The sequence below is a fragment of the Pandoraea sp. NPDC087047 genome, assembly GCF_044745225.1.
In the GTDB taxonomy this organism is placed as follows: domain Bacteria; phylum Pseudomonadota; class Gammaproteobacteria; order Burkholderiales; family Burkholderiaceae; genus Pandoraea.
In genome coordinates this window covers 1-22,550 of the sequence record NZ_JBIUZU010000009.1, presented here as the reverse complement: position 1 = coordinate 22,550, position 22,550 = coordinate 1, and the positions used below count along the sequence as shown (strand labels likewise).

21 protein-coding genes and 2 pseudogenes are annotated in these 22,550 nt (G+C 62.0%); 14 read left to right on the top strand and 9 right to left on the bottom strand.

Features of this window, described 5'->3' with window-relative positions:
- The first annotated feature begins 27 nt into the window (after positions 1 to 27).
- Positions 28 to 186, top strand: a complete 159-nt coding sequence (locus ACIPHM_RS17965) for a glutaminase (RefSeq protein ID WP_400331470.1) — start codon at positions 28 to 30, stop codon at positions 184 to 186.
- Positions 187 to 469: 283 nt separating this feature from the next.
- Positions 470 to 1,036, top strand: a complete 567-nt coding sequence (locus ACIPHM_RS17960; RefSeq protein WP_400330951.1) for a hypothetical protein — start codon at positions 470 to 472, stop codon at positions 1,034 to 1,036.
- A 189-nt stretch (positions 1,037 to 1,225) separates the two neighbouring features.
- Here ACIPHM_RS17960 and ACIPHM_RS17955 read toward each other — a convergent pair whose 3' ends face one another.
- The 4 genes from ACIPHM_RS17955 to ACIPHM_RS17940 all read right to left on the bottom strand — a co-directional run bounded on the left by ACIPHM_RS17955 (position 1,226) and on the right by ACIPHM_RS17940 (position 5,281).
- Positions 1,226 to 2,410, bottom strand: coding sequence for a hypothetical protein (locus ACIPHM_RS17955; RefSeq protein ID WP_400330948.1), 1,185 nt, complete (start codon positions 2,408 to 2,410; stop codon positions 1,226 to 1,228).
- A 438-nt stretch (positions 2,411 to 2,848) separates the two neighbouring features.
- Entirely contained in the window at positions 2,849 to 3,463 is a 615-nt protein-coding gene (locus tag ACIPHM_RS17950; protein WP_400330945.1) for a pyridoxamine 5'-phosphate oxidase family protein, read from the bottom strand.
- Between the two features lie 315 nt (positions 3,464 to 3,778).
- On the bottom strand, positions 3,779 to 4,405 hold the full coding sequence (locus ACIPHM_RS17945) for a LysE family translocator (RefSeq protein WP_400330943.1): 627 nt from the start codon (positions 4,403 to 4,405) through the stop codon (positions 3,779 to 3,781).
- A 96-nt stretch (positions 4,406 to 4,501) separates the two neighbouring features.
- Positions 4,502 to 5,281, bottom strand: coding sequence for an NAD(P)H-dependent oxidoreductase (locus ACIPHM_RS17940; protein ID WP_400330941.1), 780 nt, complete (start codon positions 5,279 to 5,281; stop codon positions 4,502 to 4,504).
- Positions 5,282 to 5,395: 114 nt separating this feature from the next.
- Here ACIPHM_RS17940 and ACIPHM_RS17935 point away from each other — a divergent pair, with 114 nt between their 5' ends.
- On the top strand, positions 5,396 to 6,289 hold the full coding sequence (locus ACIPHM_RS17935; protein ID WP_400330938.1) for a LysR family transcriptional regulator: 894 nt from the start codon (positions 5,396 to 5,398) through the stop codon (positions 6,287 to 6,289).
- A 75-nt stretch (positions 6,290 to 6,364) separates the two neighbouring features.
- Here the strand turns inward: ACIPHM_RS17935 and zapE are convergent, their stop codons facing one another.
- Positions 6,365 to 7,420, bottom strand: coding sequence for a cell division protein ZapE (gene zapE, locus ACIPHM_RS17930; protein ID WP_400330935.1), 1,056 nt, complete (start codon positions 7,418 to 7,420; stop codon positions 6,365 to 6,367).
- A gap of 326 nt (positions 7,421 to 7,746) precedes the next feature.
- On the opposite strand from zapE, the pseudogene ACIPHM_RS17925 reads away from it, so the two are divergent.
- The 3 genes and pseudogenes from ACIPHM_RS17925 to ACIPHM_RS17915 form a co-directional block, all read left to right on the top strand.
- Positions 7,747 to 7,857: pseudogene (locus ACIPHM_RS17925) on the top strand (glyoxalase superfamily protein); the annotation flags it as partial.
- A gap of 69 nt (positions 7,858 to 7,926) precedes the next feature.
- Positions 7,927 to 8,289: a glyoxalase superfamily protein gene (locus ACIPHM_RS17920; RefSeq protein ID WP_400331468.1), complete on the top strand. Its 363-nt coding sequence runs from the start codon at positions 7,927 to 7,929 to the stop codon at positions 8,287 to 8,289.
- 160 nt (positions 8,290 to 8,449) lie between these two features.
- Positions 8,450 to 9,307, top strand: a complete 858-nt coding sequence (locus ACIPHM_RS17915) for an arylamine N-acetyltransferase (protein WP_400330932.1) — start codon at positions 8,450 to 8,452, stop codon at positions 9,305 to 9,307.
- A gap of 66 nt (positions 9,308 to 9,373) precedes the next feature.
- Here ACIPHM_RS17915 and ACIPHM_RS17910 read toward each other — a convergent pair whose 3' ends face one another.
- Complete coding sequence (locus tag ACIPHM_RS17910) at positions 9,374 to 10,612, bottom strand: MFS transporter (protein WP_400330929.1); 1,239 nt, start codon at positions 10,610 to 10,612, stop codon at positions 9,374 to 9,376.
- A 176-nt stretch (positions 10,613 to 10,788) separates the two neighbouring features.
- On the opposite strand from ACIPHM_RS17910, the gene ACIPHM_RS17905 reads away from it, so the two are divergent.
- Complete coding sequence (locus ACIPHM_RS17905; RefSeq protein WP_400330926.1) at positions 10,789 to 11,688, top strand: LysR family transcriptional regulator; 900 nt, start codon at positions 10,789 to 10,791, stop codon at positions 11,686 to 11,688.
- A 21-nt stretch (positions 11,689 to 11,709) separates the two neighbouring features.
- Here the strand turns inward: ACIPHM_RS17905 and ACIPHM_RS17900 are convergent, their stop codons facing one another.
- A complete protein-coding gene (locus ACIPHM_RS17900) occupies positions 11,710 to 12,654 on the bottom strand; it encodes a LysR family transcriptional regulator (protein WP_400330924.1) in 945 nt (314 codons plus the stop codon).
- 253 nt (positions 12,655 to 12,907) lie between these two features.
- Here ACIPHM_RS17900 and ACIPHM_RS17895 point away from each other — a divergent pair, with 253 nt between their 5' ends.
- From ACIPHM_RS17895 to mmsB, 3 genes are all read left to right on the top strand, one after another.
- On the top strand, positions 12,908 to 14,077 hold the full coding sequence (locus tag ACIPHM_RS17895; RefSeq protein ID WP_400331465.1) for an ABC transporter substrate-binding protein: 1,170 nt from the start codon (positions 12,908 to 12,910) through the stop codon (positions 14,075 to 14,077).
- Positions 14,078 to 14,142: 65 nt separating this feature from the next.
- Positions 14,143 to 15,642, top strand: a complete 1,500-nt coding sequence (locus ACIPHM_RS17890; RefSeq protein ID WP_400330921.1) for a CoA-acylating methylmalonate-semialdehyde dehydrogenase — start codon at positions 14,143 to 14,145, stop codon at positions 15,640 to 15,642.
- Between the two features lie 33 nt (positions 15,643 to 15,675).
- Complete coding sequence (mmsB, locus tag ACIPHM_RS17885) at positions 15,676 to 16,605, top strand: 3-hydroxyisobutyrate dehydrogenase (RefSeq protein WP_400330919.1); 930 nt, start codon at positions 15,676 to 15,678, stop codon at positions 16,603 to 16,605.
- Between the two features lie 87 nt (positions 16,606 to 16,692).
- Here the strand turns inward: mmsB and ACIPHM_RS17880 are convergent, their stop codons facing one another.
- The gene (locus tag ACIPHM_RS17880) at positions 16,693 to 17,121 is read right to left on the bottom strand and encodes a hypothetical protein (protein ID WP_400330917.1); all 429 of its coding nucleotides are present in this window, start codon (positions 17,119 to 17,121) and stop codon (positions 16,693 to 16,695) included.
- Between the two features lie 184 nt (positions 17,122 to 17,305).
- On the opposite strand from ACIPHM_RS17880, the gene ACIPHM_RS17875 reads away from it, so the two are divergent.
- From ACIPHM_RS17875 to ACIPHM_RS17860, 4 genes are all read left to right on the top strand, one after another.
- Positions 17,306 to 18,217 (top strand): bestrophin family protein, encoded by a 912-nt coding sequence (locus tag ACIPHM_RS17875; RefSeq protein ID WP_400330914.1) that lies wholly within the window; start codon positions 17,306 to 17,308, stop codon positions 18,215 to 18,217.
- 55 nt (positions 18,218 to 18,272) lie between these two features.
- Positions 18,273 to 18,629 (top strand): ArsR/SmtB family transcription factor, encoded by a 357-nt coding sequence (locus ACIPHM_RS17870; protein ID WP_400330911.1) that lies wholly within the window; start codon positions 18,273 to 18,275, stop codon positions 18,627 to 18,629.
- A complete protein-coding gene (locus ACIPHM_RS17865; RefSeq protein WP_400330908.1) occupies positions 18,613 to 19,560 on the top strand; it encodes an SRPBCC family protein in 948 nt (315 codons plus the stop codon). Before ACIPHM_RS17870 ends, ACIPHM_RS17865 begins: the two co-directional genes overlap by 17 nt.
- Positions 19,561 to 19,796: 236 nt before the next feature.
- Positions 19,797 to 20,204, top strand: coding sequence for a DUF4148 domain-containing protein (locus ACIPHM_RS17860; protein ID WP_400330905.1), 408 nt, complete (start codon positions 19,797 to 19,799; stop codon positions 20,202 to 20,204).
- Positions 20,205 to 21,006: 802 nt separating this feature from the next.
- On the opposite strand, the pseudogene ACIPHM_RS17855 reads toward ACIPHM_RS17860, so the two are convergent.
- Positions 21,007 to 22,550 (bottom strand): annotated as a pseudogene (locus tag ACIPHM_RS17855) (hypothetical protein); the annotation flags it as partial.

Genomic DNA, 22,550 nt, shown 5'->3' with positions numbered 1-22,550 from the left:
ACGTTCTCGTTTCTCGCGCGGTTCTCAATTCAGAGTCTGTCAAAGGTCTTCCTGCTCGCTCTTGGCTGCAAGACCTGGGGGGACGACGTCTGGAGTCGCGTCGGTCAGCTGCCAAGTACTAATCCCTTCAATTCGCTCATAGAGCTCGAGCTGGAGCGAGGGATCCATGGCGCTCTTTATCCGTAGCGAGTTCTTTCAGAAATCTACCATGCTCAAACGGTGCCGTGACTGGCAGATTTGGCTGGCAAAACACGTTGCCGCTCATCTCTTTTTCGTCATGCTAAGATCCGCGCCGTAACGGGAAAAACCAAATTCAAAATCAAAGAAAACAATAGGGGCAATGCGTCTGGAAAGAGGGGTAGGGCGGGGTAGCGATTCGGCACCACGCTCGAACTCGGTTCTCGGTCGGTGACCGTTCGAACGCAGTGCGCCGCATGACGCCGTCATTTAAGATATGCGAGGTGTAAAAATGCTGGGGGCTTTCAGGGGGACTCACCGTTTGGGGCGGGCGATCACGGTCGCAACCTGCTGCTTGCTGCTGGGTGTTTATCCGGGCATTGTTACCGCGCAGATACTCAAGTATGACAACGAGAACGAAGTCCTGATGGCCGGCACGGTTTCGCCAACGTCTTTGCAAAGCGTCCTTGAGCGCCTTATCGAAAAATGCTCGGCTTACGGTGACAACGTTCGTGTTTCCGGTGAAGCGGCGTTAAGCAACTGGCAGACTCGCCACAGTGCTTATCTTGAAGAGAACCGGAAAATTCGCGCATTGGTGGAGCAAAGTCTTCGCCAAAATCCCAAGGCGAGTGAAATGTTCCATGACCTTTTGTACGTTCAGACGCCGGTCGTTCTGGATAAGCAGTACGAGTCGTTTGCGGCACCCATCGACATGATGAAGACGGTGCCGGCCAAGGCCAGTATCTGTAATAGCTATATTCAGGCCATCGACGAGAAGAGGTTTGATCTGAAGAACAACGATCCGACCCTGGCGGCATATCTCGACAAGCGGATTCAGGCACGTAATCGCGCAAAGTAATTCGCTGCCGAACGCCTGTTGATCGTATTCGTGTACCCCCGGCATGCCGCCCTAATTCGCTCGGCCGACATGCCATCGTCTCGTGTCGTGGCTCAGTTCCGGAAACGTGACCATCGGAAACTGACCGTCGCACGAGGGGCATCGGGATTTCCGGAGCGCACCCGTCTCATTCCGCCATCGACCGCAACGCTATTTGATCGCTCCAAAACTGCGAGCGCCATTCCCTGCCGTCGCCTGCATGTAATGGCATTGCCCGTTGAGCTTACTGCCGTCGTAGCGCAGCTTTTCCGGATAGCCGTTATTGGCCGATTTGCACGCAATGAATTCGACGGGGTTGGAATTGTTCGGGGCGTTGACCACCGTGAACGACGACGCGCCGACAATCACATTGGCCGATGAACTTGAGCGGTAATTCGTGCAGGCATTCGATGTGACGTCGTAGCCGATCGGCGCCTGATTGCTGATGCTGGTAAAGCAATAAATCATCGACACTTCAAAACCGCAGCTATTGTTGATCTGCATCGAATACTTGCCCTTGCGGGTGAAGTTCAGGCAGTTATTGACCATCGGCTGAGTGCTCGCGCTGTTGGTGCCGCTGGCAGCACTGTTGCTGGCAACCGTATTTGGCGCGCTGTAAGCCTGCGGTGCGCTGCTGCCGCTGCTACCCACAGAACTATTCATGGCAGTGGCCATCGCCTGAAACTGTGCCGCATTCTTGCCACCGGCCGCGGCCAAGCCCTGCGCGATTGCGCCAAGCACCGCGCCGAATCCGGAACCGCTGCTCGTCTGACTCGACGCCGGCGGCGGTTCATACCGCAGCGCAATGCGTTTCCCATCGACAAACTTGGCGATCGCTTCACCGCTGGCGTCGGTCAGGTTGCCGTTGATGAAATTCCCGGCCCGTTGATCGCCTTCATAACGATTGCCGTTGGCAAACGTGTAAATGCCGTACCCAGTGCGCGCGCCATTCACAAAGTCGCCGGTATAACGGTCGCCATCGCTCCACGAATAGCTGCCTTTGCCGGTGCGTTTGTCATCCTCGAACGGCCCCTGGTAATGATCGCCATTCGCCCAGAAATACTCGCCCGTGCCACTGCGTTTGCCCGCTCGCATGGTGCCGACGAAGCGTTGTACGTAGCTGCCATCGTCGAACCACGTCAGCGTTCCCGGGCCGTCGACATATCCACTGACGCAAGCGCCGTCCCAGGTCACCGTATCGGTCCCCGTCGGGGCCGGGTTCCACACTTGGCACCCTTGCGTCGTGGGAGACCAGGCCGCAGGCAGCGCCGGTTTGCGCGGTGCCGAAGCACAAGCGGCCAGCGTGGTCAGGCTGCCCAGAAGAACAAGCTTCGTGAAATTCAGCACAATTTTCATGGCTTCCCCGCCGTCGGAATTTGTCTTTTATCGACTTGATGCCGGCATCGCCCCCGGATCCACCGTATCGCGATGATGGAAGGGGGGAGTGCGCGCACCTTGATGCGTCATGTCGCAGCCGAATCTTACTCAGCGAGGGGGCGAAATTTCATCGTTCAAATTGATGATGGAAATCGCTGCGGATTTTTGACATCTCCCTGCAGTCCGGGTGAAGGCGCGGGAGTTCAGGCCTGCAATCCGCTGGCACGGCGGAAGGTCATGCCACGGGGGATGGGGCGGCGGACGCCAGATCAAGGTCCGTTCGCTGGCGTATGGGAGGACGCTCATTGATGATCACGTTTTCCGTCTGGACGCGGCCGTCAGCAACGGTCGGTCAGCGGCGGAATAAACCCGGATTCAGGCATCGGTGGCGGGGTCGGACGCTACCGACGGTGTCTCTCAATACAACCCCGCCACCGTATTTTTCTGCAGATCCCGGTCGTAAGTCTCGGCGTCGAAATGGCCACCGCTCAGGCGACGGTGCATGGCGCCCGTACTGGGCAGGCAGTCTCGCGCGATCTGCGTCGCCTGATCCCACAGACGGGAACGGACGATTGCCTTGGCGCAATGGAAATACACGCGGTCGATAGACACCACGATCACCGTGCGCGGCAGCTTGCTATCGACGTCGAAGCGCGAGAGGAGATCCGGATCTACTGAAATGCGGGCGCGTCCGTTAACGCGCAACGTCTCCCCGATACCCGGAATCAGAAATAGAAGCGATACGCGCGGATCGGCAATGATGTTGCGCAGATTATCGATCCGGTTATTGCCCGGCCTATCGGGCACGGCCAGCGTCCGCTCGTCCAGAATCTGGACGAAACCCGCAGGGTCGCCTTTTGGAGAGCAGTCGGTCCCCTCGTCGCTCACGGAAGCCAGCACCACGAACGGACACGCCTTCACGAAGGCCTGATAGTCCTCGTTGAGATACGTCAGCTCTTTCCATACTGCGCGCTCACCCGGTTTGCCGTAAATCGCTTCGAGTTGTTCCATGCTGCTCACATCATGGCTCATACCACGCTCCTACAGATCCCGATGCCCGTCGGCATCGTTCAAGCATCAATCATGCATCAATCCGACGAACGGTTACAGCTGAGCGTGCGGCGAATGCCCGGCAACGCCTCTTCCAACCGTCCTTCACCGCTGCCGGGGCTCCCCCAACGCCTTCACCGCCGTACTCGCGCGATCGGGTGGTGGAGGCTATCCGCGAGTATGGGATCGATCCGCAGAAGCAAAACCCGTCGACGGTCCGACGAGGGAGGGTAGCAGGGCGAACGAAGCGCGGCGCGAACGATGCGCCGCGCTTCAGTAAGTAGCTTAGTCGGCGCCTCAATTGCCGCTCTTGCGATACAGCGCCAATCCGCCCGCGAGCGAGAACATGACGACGGCGCAGACGCGGTTCAGTTGCTTCAGGCCACGGGCCGTCATCAATCGCGCGGCCTGTACGCCGCCGGTTGCATAAAGCGTCATCACCAGAATATCGACGGAGGCCGACACCACCGCCAGCACGGCGTACTGGGGCGCGAGCGGCATCGATGTATCGACGAACTGCGGCAGAAACGCCGAGAAGAACAGCAGAATCTTCGGATTGGTCAGCGCGACGCCGAAGCTGCGCAGAAAAACGCGTGTGGCGCTCAGATCCGACTTGATGCGGACTTGGCTCAAGTCTTGCGGATGGCTGCGCCACAACTGGATCGCCAGCCAGACGAGATAGGCCACACCCACCCATTTGACCGTCGCGAAGAGCGTCGCCGACGCCATCAGCAACGCCCCGAGTCCTGCGCCCACCGCAGCCACGACCAGCAAGTCGGACAATGCTGCGCCGCACATCCCCACGAGCACCACGCGCCAGTTCCCCGAAATGCCGTTCGCAAGCGCGAGCAATGTGGTGGGGCCGGGAATCAGGCCACCGATCAGCGCGGCGGTGGCGTAAATGGCGAGCGTGGAGAGTTGCATGACGAGAGACCGGTAACAGAGCGGAAGCGCCAGTCTTGCAGATCCCGTTACCGGCAGCAAGCGGGCCGGGCCGCCGCGTCGCACGCCAATACCCCGTCAGACGATATGCGCCGCGAACCCCGTCTGCCCTGTGGCGACTTCGTCTTTGAGCGTGAGCGCCGGGATGTCGTACTCGCCATAGTTCTGGCGACGATAGGCAATCGGCGCTGTGGTGGCGAGCTTATCGAGACGTTCACCGAGCTCGCGCGTGATCTTCGCGAATCGCCCGGCGTCCACGTTGGACCCCGTGCGGTAGGCGACGAACGGCGGCAGCACATCGAAGCCGGGGTAAAACAGCATGCCGTGCTGAATAGGAAAAAGCACATCGTCGATCGGGCCGTTGATGCCGCGAGGGGCGTAGTGCGAATCCCAGCCGCCGGTCGTCACGACCAGCATCGCGCGTTTTCCCGACATGGCGCCTTCTCCATAACGATCGCCCCAATGCGTGTCCGAATGCTCACCCACACCGTAAGCGAAGCCATACGCGTACACGCGATCGAACCAGCCTTTCATGATCGCGGGCATCGAGAACCACCACAGCGGGAACTGGAAAATCACCGTGTCGGCCCAGCGCAGCTTCTCCTGCTCGCGTGCAATGTCGGCGCTTTGCGTGCCGGCGAGGAACGCCTGCTTCGAATCGAGCGACGCGTGAAACGGCTCGCTCGCGTTGCGCTGGGGCGCGTCGTGTTCATCGATGGGGGCTTTCCACTGCATCGCATACAAATCCGACATCTGCACGTGATGGCCGGCCGCCTCCAGATGCTGCACGGTGAAGTCGCGCAGCGCACCGTTGAGTGAGCGCGGTTGCGGGTGGGCATAGACGATCAGGACATTCATTTTCAAGCTCCGTTGCCATTCGGCACATTCGGTTCATTCGGGGGAGGGAACGAATGCAGCTTAGTGGCGCACAAGGTATATTGGAAATGAATTCCCGATATGGTAGGTATAACGATGGTTAATTTGCGACGTATCGATCTGAATCTGCTCGTGACGCTGGACGTCCTGCTGGCCGAGCAGAACGTCACGCGCGCAGCCGAGCGTCTGCATATTTCCCAACCGGCGGTAAGCGTGCATTTGGCGAAGTTGCGCGACCTGCTGGGCGACCCGCTGTTGCTGCCCGGCCCGCGCGGTATGCGTCCGACGACGCGCGCCGAGTCGCTGCGGGAGCCGCTGCGCGAAGCGCTCGAGTCGCTCGCACGCGCCGTCGCCCCCGCCGCGCCGTTCGATCCGAAGGCCGCCGATCTGACGTGGCGCCTCGCCGCGACCGATTACACCGAGTCGACCATCGTGCTGCCGTTGCTCCAGCGACTGCGCGTGGAGGCCTCGCAAACGCGTCTGGCCGTGTTCGATCTGACGCCGTCGCGGCTTGTGCGTCAGGCCGAGCAGGGGATCGTCGACGTCATCTTCCATACCACGGAGAACGCGCCGGAGGGCTTGCGTCGCCGGGCGCTGTTCACCGAGCGATATGTGTTGGTGGGACGGCGGGGGCATCCGAAGCTCAAGCGGCGTCCCACGCTCAAACAGTTCTGCGAGCTCGAGCACGCCATCGTCTCGCAGGACGGCGGCGGTTTTCACGCCAGTACCGACGACGTCCTCGCGCAGTTGGGCATGTCGCGGCGCGTGGTCTTCTCCGTCCCGCATTTCCTGTTTCTGCGCTCGGCACTCGCCGGCACCGATCTGGTGGCGATGGCCCCCGAACGGCTCGTGCGCGACGATCCGGCGTTACAGACGATGCTGCCGCCCGTCGATCTGCCCGGCTTCGAAATCTCGATGTACTGGCACGAGCGCGTGCATCGCGATCCGGCGCATCAATGGCTGCGGGAGGCCATTGCGAGCGTGGTGTAACGCGGATGGAAAAGAATCGCTATATCGAGGGAGCCGGTTTTGCGCGCGTGTTCGGCCGGCGCATCGACGATACCTTCAGCGAGGGCGAATGAGCGTGCGGCGCTCGTAAGCGCGCGATCCCATCTCCGCCAGACGGCTGATCGTGCGCGACAGATCGCGCCAGTCGCTCAGCGCGGCGAGTGCGGGAATGAGCGGCACATCGGACGCAATCAGCAGTGTGCGCTGCCGGTCATAGCAAATGTCGACGAGCCACAGAAATCGTTGCAGCGCATCCGGACGGCGCAATTGCTCGACGTGAAGGGCGTCGACGATCAGCGTCTGCCACTGTTCCGCCACCCCGAGGTAGTCCAGATGCGAGCGATGCGCGACGCACAGCGCGTTGAAGTCCGCCCACAGCACACGCTCGCCCGCGCTGCGCACCGCAAGGGCACGACCGGCCACCGTGACCTCGGCCGGCCCGCCAGCCGGTCGTCCCTCAAGCTCGGCGTAACGGGCGGTCAGCACGTCAGCGGCTTCTTCCAGCGGCGAAATCCAGCGCGGTATCGACGCCGCCTCGCCGCCCATCCGGTAATCGGTGGCGCCGTCGAAATGCACGATGGCAAAGCGCTGCAGGATCACGGCGATGGTCGGCTCGAAGCGCTCGTGAAACTCGGGATCGGGCAGCAACTGCGCAGGCGCATAGTTCGACGTCAACACCAGCCGCACGCCGCGCGCGAGGGCGATGTCGAGAAAGCGGCCGATGAGGAAGGCGTCGGCAATATCGTGGACGTGGAACTCGTCGAAGCACAGCAGTTCGACGCCGTCGAGCCAGCGATTCGCCACCGCTGCGAGCCGGTCGTCGCACTTCGGCTCGCGCACGAGCTGGCGGTGAGTGTCGCGCAGGAATTCGTGGAAGTGCACGCGACGCTTCTCGCATACGGCGATTGCGAAGGCGGTGTCGACGACGAGGCTCTTGCCGCGTCCGGGGTGGCCGTAGCAGTACACGCCGTCGTGCGCCACGCCGGCGCCCGATTCGCCCGATTCGCCCGGTCTTGCGAGACGGGTCAGGGCATCGATGGCGTCGCGTTGACGAAGATCGGGATGGATGTGGCGCTCGGCCAGCGCTTGCGTCACGCGCTGCGCGTCGATCATGAAAGAAGCACTCCGGATAACTGAAGCCGACGCGTCGCGCCAGCCAACGAGCGCCACTATACCGGCGCCGCGAGATCCGGGCCAATACGGAATTCCGTGTGCGGCGATCGCATTTCGGCATCGCGCCGGTGCATGTCGATGGAGGCGCGGAGGGTACGCAGATTGCTGCTAGAATTGCTGCAAGGCCGATGCTGCCTGCCGCTCGCACCCGCTTGCCGGGCACGGTGAAAGCATTGCAGCAGTCGCATGTCCGTCCCGTTCTTCAGGCGGCGCGCATCAGCAACGCGAGCACTGATCGAATGCGTCGCCACTGAACGCTATCAAGGATGGCAAACATGCGAACCTATCTCGACGCCAAAATCATGGCCAAGTCCCTGCGCGAGCGTCTTTCGCGCGAGGGTATCGACATCTCCCACGCTCAGGCCCTCGAATCCGTTGCCGCGCAATTCGGCTTTGCGGATTGGAACGTGCTCGCCGCCAAAATCGCCTCGACGGCGAGCGACGGCATTGTCTTCGATACCGTTGCGCCGATTCACCGCATCTTCGACGAGGCGAAGGCGCGCGAGTTTTATGTGGACTTTCTCGGCTTCACGCTCGACTGGGAGCACCGCTTTGCCGACGGCCTGCCGCTCTACTGCCAGGTGTCGCGCGCCGGCATGACGCTGCATCTGTCCGGTCACTTCGGCGACGCGAGCCCGGGCGCCACGACGTTCGTGTTCATGCACGGCATCGAGGCGTATCGGCAAGCGCTGTCGAGCAAGCGTTATCCCAATATGAACCCGGGCATCGAAGCACTCGACTGGGGCAAACAGATGACGGTGACGGACCCGTTCAACAATCGTATTCGCTTCTGCGAATCGAACGGCTGAGGGCGCTCAGGCACAAGCAGGCGTGGGCGCTCCTGGCGGGGCATCGCAATGGCCGCCGCGATGCGTCGGTGCGGCACTGGGACAGCGTGCGCGCAGCGTTGACGAATGCGCTAACGTATGTGTTTCGCGTCAATCTGCATCCCGTCAGAGGAGATCCGGCATGTCCCATGCTTTCGATCCCGAGCGCTATTTCCAGCGTATCGGGTACACCGGCCCGCGTGAAGCCACGCTCGAAGTGCTTCGCGCGGTACATGCGCTTCATCCGCGGGTGATTCCGTTCGAAAACCTCGACCCGATTCGCGGTCGGCCGGTCCAGGTCGACCTGCCGTCGGTCGCGGAAAAACTGGTCGACGGCGGGCGTGGCGGTTACTGCTTCGAGCAAAACACGCTGTTCGCGAACGCCCTCATGCACTTGGGCTTCGACGTCACGCCGCTGATCGGACGCATTGTCTGGGGCCGGACGTTCGAGACGGAATCGCCGCTCACGCACATGCTGTTGCGCGTCGACGTGGACGGTGAGTCGTGGCTGGCCGACGTCGGTTTCGGCTCGGTCACACTCGCGACGCCATTGCGTCTGAACCTGTCCGACGAACAGGCAACGCCGTACGAAGTTTTTCAACTGGCGCCCGTGCCCACATTGGAAGACGACGCCGTTAGCGAATATCGGCTGAGCGTGAAATCGGGGGAGAACTGGCTGCCCATGTATCGCTTTACGCGTCGGCCTGCCGAGTGGATCGATTACAAGGTCGGTAACTGGTACACGTCGAGCGCACCCGAGTCGATCTTCTGCAATCATTTGATGGCGTGCCGGGTATTGCCGCAGGGGCGTATCGCGTTGCTCGATACCAAGCTGATCGAGCGCGGGCCGAAGGGCGATGTGACCGAACAAACGCAGATCACTTCGGCGCCCCAGTTGGCCGAGGTGCTCGACGGGCGCTTCGGACTCAATCTGGCGGGCGTCGACGCGAGCGAGTTGTTCGATCGCGCCTGCGCCGGTGCCGCGAAGACGGAAGGCTGAGCGCGCCTCATGTTCCTTGGCTCAGTAGCTCGGTGCCCCCCGCGTTTTCACGACCCGCGATAGTCATCAATGTGCCGACATCGTTCCCGGCCACAGACGGACGGTGAGCGCACCCAGCGCGGCCAGTGTGGCCAGTCCCGCGACGCCCGTCCATCCCCAGTGGGCGAGCGCCTGAGCCCCGAGCGCCGCGCCGATCGACATGCCGATGAACACGCCGACGAATAGCACGGCGTTCAAACGGCTACGCGCGGCGGGCTCGATCCCGTACACGATTGTCTGGTGCGAGATCAGCGCCACCTGAACCCCCAGATCGAAACCGATCGCGCCCAGGCCGATCAGCCACAGTTGTGCGTGGGCGCTGAGCATCGGCGCGAACAGCATGGCCGCGAACGAGACGGCGACCATGGCCGCGCCCAGGCGCGTCACGATCTGGGGCCCTTTGCGATCCGCGATACGACCGGCAATCGGTGCGCCCAGCGCGCCCGCCGCCCCTGCCAGGCCGAAGGCCCCAGCCGCCGCTGCGCCCAAATGGAACGGGGCGTCGTGAAGCATCACGGCCAGCGTCGACCAGAAGGCGCTGAAGCCGACCGACAGCAAGCCTTGCGCCACCGCCGCCCGGCGCAGCGCCGGATGACGCCGCCACAGTCCCGCCACCGAGCCGATCAACTGACGATAGGTCATCTGCGTTGTCGGATGGAACGACGGCAGACTGCGCCACGCCACCACGCCAAAGCCCGCCACACTGATGGCCGCAACGACATACATCGCGCGCCAGCCGAAGTTCTGCGCGACAAAGCCGGATACCACCCGCGAGAGCAGAATGCCCATCAGCAGACCGGTCATCACGGTGCCGACGACGCGTCCCCGAATCGACTCGGGGGCGAGCGTTGCCGCGGCGGGCACGATGTCCTGCGCCATCGTGGCCGTGAGGCCGATCGCAAGACTGGCGACAAGCAGTGTGCCGATGCCCGGCGCAACCGCGGCCAACAGCAACGCGAGCGAGAGAATCGCGCCCTTGATCAGCACGATACGACGGCGGTCGAAGCGGTCGCCGAGCGGTACCAGCAGCAAAATGCCCAGCGCGTAGCCGAGCTGGGTGAGCGTGGGCACCCAGCCCACGGTCGTGTTGGCGGCATGGATGTCGTCGGTCATGATGCCGAGCATCGGCTGGGCGTAATACAGCGAGGCGACCGTCAGACCGGTGCCGGTCGCGAGCAGCAGGATGAGCCGGGCCGACAACTCCGGCGGCTGCCGCGCGGCGGACTGACTCGCGTCGGCATTATTGGAAATCTGAGCGCTACGCATGGGGGGCTCCAGCGGAAAGTGATGGGGCGTAGTGTCCCGCTTGGTGCGGTGCAGCGGTAGACCTATAATCCGTAGAACCTTTATACGTGCGACGTATGACACAGCCCCTTCATCCTCCGCGAACAACGGCCAACGGCTCGTCCGCCCGGGCCCATGGCGCTGACCGCGTCGAGCTCATGCAAACCTTCGTGCGTATTGTCGAGGCCGGCAGTCTGTCGGCCGCTGCGGCGTTGCTCGGCACCACGCAACCGACCGTCAGTCGACGTCTGCAAATGCTGGAGCGTTCGCTGGGCTTGCGTTTGCTCCAGCGCTCCACGCATCGGATGAAGCTCACCGAAGACGGCGAGCGTTGTTTCGCGCGGGCCAAGGATCTGATGACGAGCTGGGAAGCGTTCGAGGCCGATCTGCGCGGCACGGGCGACGAGCCCGAAGGCACCTTGCGGGTGCACGTGCCGCATGCGTTTGGGCAGGAGATGATGATCGGGCCGCTGGCCGACTTTCTCGAGCGCTATCCCCGCATGAAGGTGCACTGGTTCCTGCAGGACCGCGAACCGGACTTCATCGCGCAAGGCATCGACTGTGCGATCCACGTGGGCGAGTTGCAAGATCCGGCGAACGTGGCGATTTCGCTCACCGAGGTGCCGCGAATCGTCGTGGCATCGCCCGACTTGTTGCGCGGACGCCCGATCCCGATGCATCCCTCGGAACTGACGGCGTTTCCGTGGCTGGCGCTCACGATGTTCTACCGCACGGACATCACGCTGACGCATCCGCATACGCAGGAGAGCGTGCCCATCACATTCGATCCGCGCATGAGGACGGACAATCTGTTTGCATTGCGCAGTGCGGCATTACGGGGCCTGGGGGTCGCCGTCAGCTCGGCATGGCTGGTGGCCGAGGACATCTCGCAAGGGCGCCTGATTCAGTTGGTGCCGCAATGGTGTGCGACCGCGTTGCCCATGTATCTCATCTACCCGTATGCGAAGTATTACCCGACGCGCCTGCAGCGCTTCATCGAGGCCATGCGTACCGTCGTTCCCGCCGTGATCGACGCGGAGCAGCGCAAGATTCGCTGACTTGGCTGATGCGCTGATGCGTCACTTGAGCTGCAATTGTCCCGCCTTGCCTTGCAGCAGAGCGTCGTTACGCTGAGCGGCGTCGCGCAGATAGTCCCACAGCACCGTAATGCGTTTGAGCGTGCGCAATTCCTCGTGGCAGTAAATCCAGAAGCTGCGCGTGACGGCCACGTCGTCGACCAGCAGCGGCACCAGCCGCGGGTCCTGTGCCGCCATGAAGCAGGGCAGGATCGCCAGCGCCTCGCCCTGCAAGGCCGCCTGATATTGCGCGATGACACTCGTGCTGCGCAGCACGACATGGCAGCCGGGCACAACGTCCTCCAGATACCGCAACTCGTTGCTGAACGAGAGTTCGTCCACATAGCTGATGAAACGACGCCCGGCGAGATCGGCGAACGTCGTCACGTCGCCATAGTGCGCGAGGTAGCCCGGCGTCGCATACAACTGCAAGCGGTAGTCGCACAGCTTGCTGCACACATACGGGCCACGTTGCGGGCGCTCGATGGTGATCGCCAGATCGGCCTCGCGCTTGGACAGACTCACGAAACGCGGTACGGGCAGCACGTCGAAATCGATGGCGGGGTATTCGCGTTGAAAGTGTGAGAGCACGGGCGCAACGAAGTAGGTGCCGAACGCTTCGGTCGAGCCAATGCGCACGTGGCCCGAGAGCGTCTGCCCGAGGCCGGCCACCTGTTCGCAAGCCGATTGCAGCGCCGTCTCCATCTGCTCGGCATACACGAGGAGTTGCTGTCCCTCGGGCGTGAGCGCGAAGCCCGCATTGCGCGACTTGTCGAACAGCAGCGTGCCGAGCGACTGCTCCAGTGTGCGCACGCGTCGCGAGACCGTCGTGTGATCGACGCCCAGCCGCTGCGCCGCCGCACTCACCCGCTGCGTGCGTGCCACCTCCAGAAAGTATCGAAGGTCGTCCCAGTCGGGGCGGGGCTCCGCGCCCGAGGGGCCAGACATGCCTGTGGGCCGTGATGTCGCGGTGCGAGCCATCGTGCCGTCTCCTTTGTGTATTTCTGCACAAAGTAGATGCAGCGATGCGCTATGTAAAGCAAATTCGCACAAATACAATTTATGAGCGCCGCGCATAGACGTGGGCGACGAAAGCATAAGAGATCGATAAAGACCTGAAGGAGACAAAGCGATGAAGATCAAGCCGTGGCTGCTCGCGCTGGGACTCGGCGCGGGCTTGGGAGTGTCGTCGGCGGGTGCGATGGCGCAATTGCCGGATCGTCCGGTGAAGGTGGGCGTGCTCACCGATATGTCGGGGACGTACTCGGCGATGGGGGGCGCGGGATCGGTCGTCGCGGCGCAAATGGCCATCGACGACTGTCTGGCCGCCGAATGCAAGGGCATGAAGATCGAACTGGTCTCGGCCGACAATCAGAACAAGGCCGACGTGGCGGCCAACAAGGCCCGCGAATGGTTCGATCGCGATAACGTCGATGCGATTGCCGATCTGACGAACTCGGCCGCGGCGCTCGCCGTGCAGAAGCTCGCGATGGACAAACAGCGAGTGGTGCTGTTTTCGGGGCCGGCGACAACGCGTCTGACGAACGAAGACTGCTCGCCCACGGGCTTTCACTGGATGTTCGACACCTATTCGCAATCGGCCGCCACCGCGCGCGCCGTGGTCGGCGACGGCGGCAAATCCTGGTACTTCATCACCGTCGACTATGCCTTCGGGCACTCGCTGGAAAAAGACGCCGCCGATATCGTGAAGACGCTCGGCGGCACGGTCGTGGGCCAGTCGCGGCATCCGCTCAACGCGTCCGACTATGCGTCGTTCCTGTTGCAGGCGCAAAGCTCGAAGGCGCAGGTCGTGGCGCTTGCCAATGGCGGGCAGGACACCGTCAACGTGCTCAAGCAGGCGCGCGAATTCGGCATCGTACAGCGCGGACAGAAGCTCGCGGCGCTGCTGGTGTTTCTGTCGGATGTTCACGCCCTCGGTCTGAACACGGCGCAAGGCCTGATGTTTACCGACGGCTTCTATTGGGACTACGACGACGCCTCGCGCACCTGGTCCGACCGCTTCCAGAAAAAGTACAAGAACCTGAAGCCGACGATGGTGCAGGCGGGCGTGTATTCGAGCGTGCTGCATTACCTGCGTTCGGTAGCGGCCGCCAAGAGCGTGGAGGCGAAGGTCGTTGCGCAAAAAATGCGTGAATTGCCGATTCGCGATCCGATCATGCACAACGCATCGATTCGCCCGGACGGACGCGTGATTCACGACATGTATCTGTTTCGCGTGAAGTCGCCCGCCGAGTCGAAAGGCCCGTGGGATTACTACACTAAAGTTGCCACCGTCCCCGCGACGGAAGCCTTCCAGCCGCTGTCGAAATCGACGTGTTCGCTTGTGAAGACGAGCACGGCAGCGAAGTAACGGCTGAGTTTTTTTCGTCCTTCTTTCCCGGAATCCCGCATTCGTTTCGATCTGGAGAGCGTGTCATGTCCCTACCTACCATTGCGCTGCTCATCGACGGCAAGCGTGTTGAATCGAAGACGTCGCAGTGGCGCGACGTTGTGAACCCGGCCACGCAGGAGGTCGTCGCCCGTGTGCCGTTTGCGACGACCGAAGAGCTCGACGCCGCCGTGGCGTCCGCCAAGGCCGCCTACAAGTCCTGGCGCAATACCTCGCAAGCGAACCGCATGCGCGTGATGCTGCGCTTTCAGCAACTGCTGCGCGATCATACGGGCGAGCTTGCCGAACTGATCACGCGAGAACACGGCAAGACGTTGCCCGACGCAGAGGGCGAAGTCGGACGCGGTCTCGAAGTCGTCGAACATGCGTGTTCGATCGCCTCGCTCCAGTTGGGCGAGTATGCGCAAAACGCCGCGGGCGGCGTCGACGTCTACACCCTGATCGAGCCGCTCGGTGTGTGTGCGGGCATCACGGCCTTCAACTTCCCGGTGATGCTGCCGTGCTTCATGTTCCCGCTCGCGGTGGCGACAGGGAACACATTCGTGCTCAAGCCTTCGGAGCAGGACCCGAGCGCGTCGCTGCGTCTCGCGGAACTGGCCCTCGAAGCCGGTCTGCCTCCGGGGGTGCTCAACGTCGTGCACGGTGGCCCGGACATTGCCAACGCCATTTGCGATCACCCGGATATCAAGGCGGTGTCTTTCATCGGCTCGACGCATGTCGGCACGCACATCTATCGTCGCGCCTCGGAAGCGGGCAAGCGTTGTCAGGCGATGATGGGCGCGAAGAACCACTGCGTGATCCTGCCGGACGCCGACCGCGAACAGGCCATGAACCATCTGCTCGGCGCAGCGTTCGGCGCGGCGGGGCAGCGCTGCATGGCCACCTCGGTGGCGGTGCTCGTGGGCGAGGCCCGCGAGTGGGTGCCGGAGCTGGTCGAGCGTGCGCGCGCACTCAAGGTCGGTCCGGGCACGGATCGCAAGGCCGACCTCGGTCCGGTCGTCTCGAAGCAGGCGCGCGCGCGCATCGAGAAGCTGATCGGCGCCGGCGTGGAGGAGGGCGCGAAGCTGGTGCTTGACGGTCGCGGTCATGCGGTCAAGGAAGCGCCGGACGGCAACTTCGTCGGCCCGACGATCTTCGACGGCGTGACGGCCGGGATGTCGATTTACCGCGACGAGATTTTCGGCCCGGTGCTGTGCGTGGCCGGTGTCGATACGCTCGACGAGGCGATTGCGTTCGTCAACGCAAACCCCAACGGCAACGGCGTGGCACTGTTCACGCAGGACGGCGGGGCGGCGCGTCAGTTCCAGAACGAGATCGACGTCGGTCAGGTGGGCATCAACCTGCCGATCCCGGTGCCGGTCGCATGGTTCAGCTTCACCGGCTCGCGGGGGTCGAAGCTCGGCGATCTGGGCCCGAACGGCAAGCAGGCCGTTCTGTTCTGGACGCAGACCAAGACCGTGACCGCACGCTGGCAAGCCCGTGGCACCGGCCCGGCGGGCGTGAACACCACGATCACGCTGAAGTAACGCGCGGCTTCCTACGGATTTCGGAGACAGACGATGGCTACGGAAACTCAACAAGGGGCGTTACGCGTCGCGTTCATCGGCCTGGGCAACATGGGCGGGCCGATGGCGGCGAATCTGGTGAAGGCCGGGCATGCGGTGCGCGGTTTCGATTTGTCCGGCCCGGCGGTGGAGCGTCTTGCCGTGGCAGGCGGTAAAGCGGCGACGTCGATTGCCGACGCGGTGCGCGACGCGCAGGTGGTCATCACCATGTTGCCCGCCGGTGAGCATGTGCTCGCGGCCTACGACGGCCCCGAGGGCGTGCTCGCGAACGCCGCACCGCACGCCGTGCTGATCGACAGCAGCACGGTGCCGCCGGAGATTCCCCGGCAGTTGGCGAAGCTCGCGCGTCCGGGCACGCTGCTGCTCGACGCGCCGGTCTCGGGCGGTACGGCAGGCGCGGCGGCGGGCACGCTCACGTTCATGGTCGGGGGCGACGCGACGCTCGTCGAGCGCATGCGGCCGTTGCTCGGCAATATGGGACGCGCGATTCACCACGGCGGCCCGCTCGGTGCCGGGCAAACGCTCAAGCTGTGCAACAACATGCTGCTGGGCATTCTGATGGCGGGCACGAGCGAGGCGTTGCGCCTGGGCATCGCCAACGGGCTCGACCCGAAGGTGCTCTCGGCGGTGATGCAGCAAAGCTCCGGGCGCAACTGGACGCTGGAGGTCTACAACCCGTGTCCCGGCGTGATGGAGAATGCGGCGTCCTCGCGCGGCTACACCGGCGGCTTCGCCACGGATCTGATGGCCAAGGACCTGCGTCTCGCGCATGGGGCCGCCGAGTCGAGCGACGTGGCGACGCCGCTCGGGGATCTCGCGCGGCGCATCTTCGAAGTGCATCGGGCGAACGGCCATGGCGCGCTCGATTTCTCGAGCATCTTCCAGGACCCGGTCACGCTGGTGCAGGCGTTGGAGGTGAAGTAAGCCTTCGGCGCTCAGGAACGGCAAAATGCCCGTCGACTCGGTGTCCGACGGGCGTTTGTTTTGATGCTCTAAAAGTGCCGGGACGTGTCAGCCAGCAATCATGTGATGCAACTGATCGAGTTCCTGATTGAGCGCGCGTTGCTCGTCGGCCGACAGGCCGCCACCGTGCTGGGCCGCCATGTCGTGGGCCTCTTGCGCAATGGCATCGAGGCGGCGATGCAGGTCATAACCACGCGGGGGCGGGTAGTAGCCCTGGTTCACGTGATTGTCGATATCGCGCGACTCGTTGCCGATGCGACGATCGATCTGCTCGCGACGCTGCACGGCCACCGTGTGCGGGTCCGGTTCGACGACGACACGCGTTGACGGTGCCTGGCGGGGCGGCTCGACCACGCAGCCCGACAGACTGCCGACGACGCCGGCAAGTCCGGCGAGCAGCGCAATCGCGGCCAGTCCGCGAGCCTTGCCGGGCGCACCGGCGGGTGAAATGCGAGAGATGTGGTTCGGTGCGTTCATGATCGTTATTGGCCTTATGTACGCCAAGACGGCGTATAAGCATTCTTACGAACCGGCCGCACAGTGAACAGCGATGTTGCAATCGGTTGCAACCATTTCAATGCTGTCAATATCGGCGTATCATCGCGCCCCAACGGCTACCCCCACAGCCAGTTTCCGAGCGCTTGCGAGCGCCTTTGTCGCCATGATCGTTCGTCCCAATCTGCATTGGCTGCGCATGCTTTTCGTCGTGCGTGGCTCGATCCTGCCCAAGATCGCCCCGCAGCTCATTTTCACCACGATCATTTCGATAGCCGTCACGGTGGCGCACGGGCGTGTTTTCGAGTGGAAGATTCCGCTCACGTTCATCCCGTTCTCGCTGATCGGCATTACGCTCGCGATCTTTCTCGGCTTTCGCAATACCACCAGCTACGCCCGCTACTGGGAAGCGCGCATGCTTTGGGGCAGCGTGCTCAACGAGACTCGCGCGCTGGCGCGTCAGTCGATGACGCTCATCTCCGATACCTCGGATTCGCCGCGCTTCGTCGCTTATCTCGTCGCCTTCGTGCACGGTATGCGCCATCAACTGCGCGGTACCGACCCGCGTGCCGATTTCATGCGGTTACTCGATAAGGAAGACGTGGCTTGCCTCAAGCGCAAGCAGTTCAAGCCGATCATGATCCTGCTCATGGCGGGCGAATGGTTGCGTGAGCGTCGCCTGCGCGGCGAGATCGAGGCGCCGCTCGCGCAGCTCATGGAGATGCATCTGGACCGTCTCGGCGAAGCCATCGGCGGCTGCGAGCGCATCGCCACCACGCCGATTCCGTTCACATACGGCGTGATCCTGCACCGGGTGACGTATCTCTACAGCCTGCTCCTGCCGTTCGGGCTGATCGACTCCATCGGCCCGATGACGCCGGTGATCGTCGCCTTTCTTTCGTACACGTTCTTCGCGCTGGAGGCCGTGAGCGCCGAAATCGAAGAGCCGTTCGGGCTGGAGCCGAATGATCTGGCGCTCGACGCCATGTCCGAGACCATCGAGCAATCGCTGCGCGAAGTCCTCCATCGCCATCACACGGCGCACCTGCGCTCGCGCGAGCACCACATCATCACCTGAGATTCTTGATACTAAAGTCCTTGCTTTAGTTTTTTGTGCGTCTATACTCAAGCACATGCTTGACCATGACATCGCCCTCGATCTGACTTTCCAGGCACTGGCCGACGCCTCTCGCCGCGCGATGCTCGCGCGGCTGGCGCAGGGGCCGGCGTCGGTGAGTGCGCTCGCGCAGCCGCTGGCGATGTCGTTGCAGGCGGTCATGCAGCACCTGGCTGTGCTGGAGAGCGCGGGGCTGGTGCGAACGGAAAAGGCCGGGCGTGTACGTACGTGCCGGATCGAACCCCAGGCGCTGAGCCTTGCAGAGCGATGGATCAACCAGCGCCGTCACGAGTGGGAGGGCCATCTCGACCGATTGGGCGAGTATCTGGCCAGCCTGCCGCCCGAAGGAGCCCTTCATGACGACAGCAAGTGAAGCAAAGTCTGCGGCGCAGCCGCGTCCGTTAGCCGTTGAGCGGACTTACCCGACGACACGCGAGACCATATTTCGTGCCTGGACGACGGCGGATGCCGTCAAGCGCTGGTTTTGTCCGGTCGGTTACACGATTCCCGAAGCACAGATCGATGCCCGTGAGGGCGGCGCTTTCGATTTGCGCATGCAGTCGCCCGAAGGCGAATCGCACTGGATTCGCGGACGGTTCGTCGAGGTCGATGCGCCGAACCGTCTCGTCATCGACATGAAGGTGACCGATGCGAAGGGGCATGCGCTCTTTGGCGCGTTCACGACGGCGAATTTCACCGATGTTTCGCATGGCACGCGACTGGATGTCGAGCAACGTTACAGCGTGCTCGATCCCGCGTTCGCGTGGATGCCCGAGGGCGCAGGTCAGGGCTGGGCGCAAACGCTCGACAAACTCGGGCGCGAAGTCATGCGCGAGGTGGAGGCGCCCACGCAGCGCAACGTCGTGCATTCGACGTTTCGTATCGAGCGTCAGTACCCCGCATCGCCCGCACGCGTGTTCCGTGCGTTCACCGAACGTGAGGCAAAGGACCGGTGGTTCGCGCGCGGCGACGGTCTCACGCTGATCGAGCGATCGATGGACGTGCGCCCCGGTGGACGTGAGCGTGCGAAGGGACGATGGCAGAGCGGCATGGTGTCGACCTTCGACGCGCTGTACTACGACATCGTGCCGGACACGCGTCTCGTCTACGTGTACGAAATGCATCTGGATGCGCGCAAGATTTCGGTGTCGCTCGCGACCATCGATCTTCAAGCGCGGGACGGTGGCACCCATCTCGTGATGACGGAGCAGGGCGCTTTTCTGGACGGTTACGACGACGCAGGCTCCCGCGAACGCGGCACGAATTTCCTGCTCGACGCTTTGGCGGCTTCGCTGACCGACTGAGCGTTCCCGCCGACGTTTCTATTGCGTGTTGCGACGCCGCTGCGTGCCGGTTTTCCGAGCTGCCGCGGCGTTTCTCATTTTGGATTGCACCGATTTGGTGCGTTCATTCTCATCGAAAGACGCAATAGTCCGTCGACAAATATCGCGTTTTTCATTGCGATGGCGAGTTCTAGACTTGCTTCCATCGACGGCGCAATTCAAAACAAAGTCGTCGCAACTAGACAGGAGTTAGGAAAATGAACCGCAAGAACATCGCAATCGCCCTTATCGCCGCTGTGGCTTCCCTTGGTGCAGTCGCCAGCAACGCTGCCGAAAACGGCAACAACTACCCGGAAGTCGCCTCGCAAGGTCAGCCGCTCACGCGTGCTGCCGTGCTCGCTGACCTGGCGCAAGCCCGTGCAAACGGTCTGATCCCGCAAGGCGACGCCGACTATCCTGTGTATGTGGCTTCGGGCGCTGCCAAGACCCGCGCCGAGGTGAAGACGGAACTGGCGCAAGCGCGCTCTGAAGGCCTGTTGGCTCAGAACGACGTGGACTATCCGGTCGTCGCCTCGCAGGGCCCGAGCGTGTCGCGTGCCGACGTCAAGCAGGAACTCGCCCGCGCCCGTGCCGCTGGTCAACTCGACGAGTTCCAAGGCAGCTGATCGCTAGCTGGCTGAGACGCCGTCGCAGTCAAGTCAAAAGCCGTCCCGAGTGTGAAGCTCGGGACGGCTTTTTCGTGCTTGTGATTCATTTGCCGTAAGACGCTGTTGCGAAACTAATTTCAGCATGGCTTTCTATTGTTCTCCGCCTCGGTCTTTGCACTCGTGGACACGGTAGCCCATCGCCGCCGCTCGTCGTTGGCAACGGCGTTGAGCAAATTACCGAGAACTACACTGGCCGCACCGCCTACTGCGCCTGCACCACATTGGCTGCCGGCCGCCGCTGCGCCAACTGTGAAAAATAATATTTGAAGTGCATCATTGTTTTTTAATTTCTATTAATGCGAGCTAGCTATTCCTCTTCGATGCGCTGTATCAGAAGCGTGTCATTCAATGAAACGAGAATCGGTAGTTTTCGTTGCTTGTCGCTGATGCTTCCAATCTTGCACTCATCTTCTCCGTCCCAGAACCACCAATTGGAGACCGTGCCAGTATCGCTGTGGCTATAGGTTGCAGCTTATTTTGTTGGTGACGCTGGCGAGGAATGTTTATTGATTTTTTCGTCTATTATTTATGGTTTCTTTAATTTTTGAAAAGATCCAAACTCCAGATCCCGTCGGAATTCCGCAGGAAATTCCTGCTTTTAATGAAAATATTGCGTCCTCTGTGCTAATATTTATGTTGCCTGTTTTTGGGATGAGTAATAATGAAACTGCGATGCTCGTGGCTGCCGCCATGAGAGTGAATAGAGTGGAATAAATCAAAACTAAAAAAAATAACATCTTGATTGTCGATTTTTGTGGTTTCATTGTTTATTGTTTTCAATAGTTAGATTTTTTTCTATTCGATTGGTTGTAACTTCAGTTGTAAATGCGCCACCGATTGCTCCGGTGATTTCTGCTGTGAGAGAGTTTTCAATTAACGGAGCGAGGTTGTTTGATATAACTTTGCCAGCGCTCGTGCCAACAACGCTACCAACACCAGCAGAAATTGATGCCTTGAATGGACTATCTCCTTTGATAATCGCACCGAGTGCAGCGCCACCAGCACTTGTAGAGACGGTAGCCACAATGCCTCGCCCTTGAGTCGCGGCTCCGGTCGCGACGGCAATAAGCACATCGATAGTGCTCATTTCCTTTTCTCCATTGAGCGCCAATTGAACGAGCGCGTTTGCAGTTCCCCCAATCGCTCCCCCCGCCGCAATGCTGGCTAACGGCGCGGTAGTCCCTGTAGCGATGGAGGGAGCAGCGGCCATAAGAATTGCCCAACTTTTCAGAAGTGCCGTCGCAGGCTGAGCGGCGTCGGTGCCCAATCCTCGCAACAGATCAGACTGAGCCTGCTGAATGCCCTCGTCGGACGCCCCATGCTTTGCCATGAATTCGCCTAGGGACGCCGACGCAGCCCCGGCCCTCACAATTCCCCGCGGAAGCTGGAACTGGTTGTTCTCCAACTCCACGCGTGCGGCGATGCTTGCAGCCGTCGCATCACCACCGGTCCCCGCCGTAATGCCTGCGACCACGGATTCAATCAAGTTCATCCGGGCTTCCTTCTCGTGCTGCGGGAGGTTTTCGTTACGGGTGTTGGCAACGGCGTTAAGCAAGTTACCGAGAACTACACTGGCCGCCCCGCCTACTGCGCCTGCACCACATTGGCTGCCGACCGCCGCTGCGCCAGCGCAGCCCACGACGCCATGCAACGCTGTGCGAGCGGCCTCGCTTTTGAGTTCGTCCGCGATCTCCTTGACCTTTTCTACCGCGAGCGTTTGCAAGTAAGCCACGGCGGCGCGCTGAAGAAATTCGCCCGTGCCCGCCGTCACATTTCCACCGGCCGCGGCTGTGATCACGGTGACGATCTGGCGGTATCGTCCACCGGGTGCCCACTTGGCGGCATCGTCAAGTTGCCGGTCCAACTCAGCGAGCTTCGCCGGATCGGTCTCGTTCTTTCGTGCCTCCTTAAGCGCCTCGTACTCCTTAGCCCGATTGCCCACAAAGGTGCCGACCTCGCGCTGCAGCGTCTGCATGATCTCGAAGCTGGTTTCGATTTGCGCTTTGTCGAAGTTGTTGACGAGTGCGTTACTCCCGTCTTTGTCCGAGGAGACGTCCCGGTTGACGGCGGCAACCGCTTCATCCGCGGTTTGACCGGTTCGTCCGAGTTGGCTCGCCTCGTCGGTAATCTCGATTACTCCGGCGCTGATGCCGCTGCGCGTCGTGCTCGAAGCGCTGTCCCCGGCCGCCACCACAACCGGTGGCGCCACACTCACCGGTCCCGTCTTCGGCAGCTCGCTGCCAGGCGTGGCGTTCGCGCCGGTCTTTGCATCCCCCTTTTGATCCGTGCCCACCTTGGCATTGT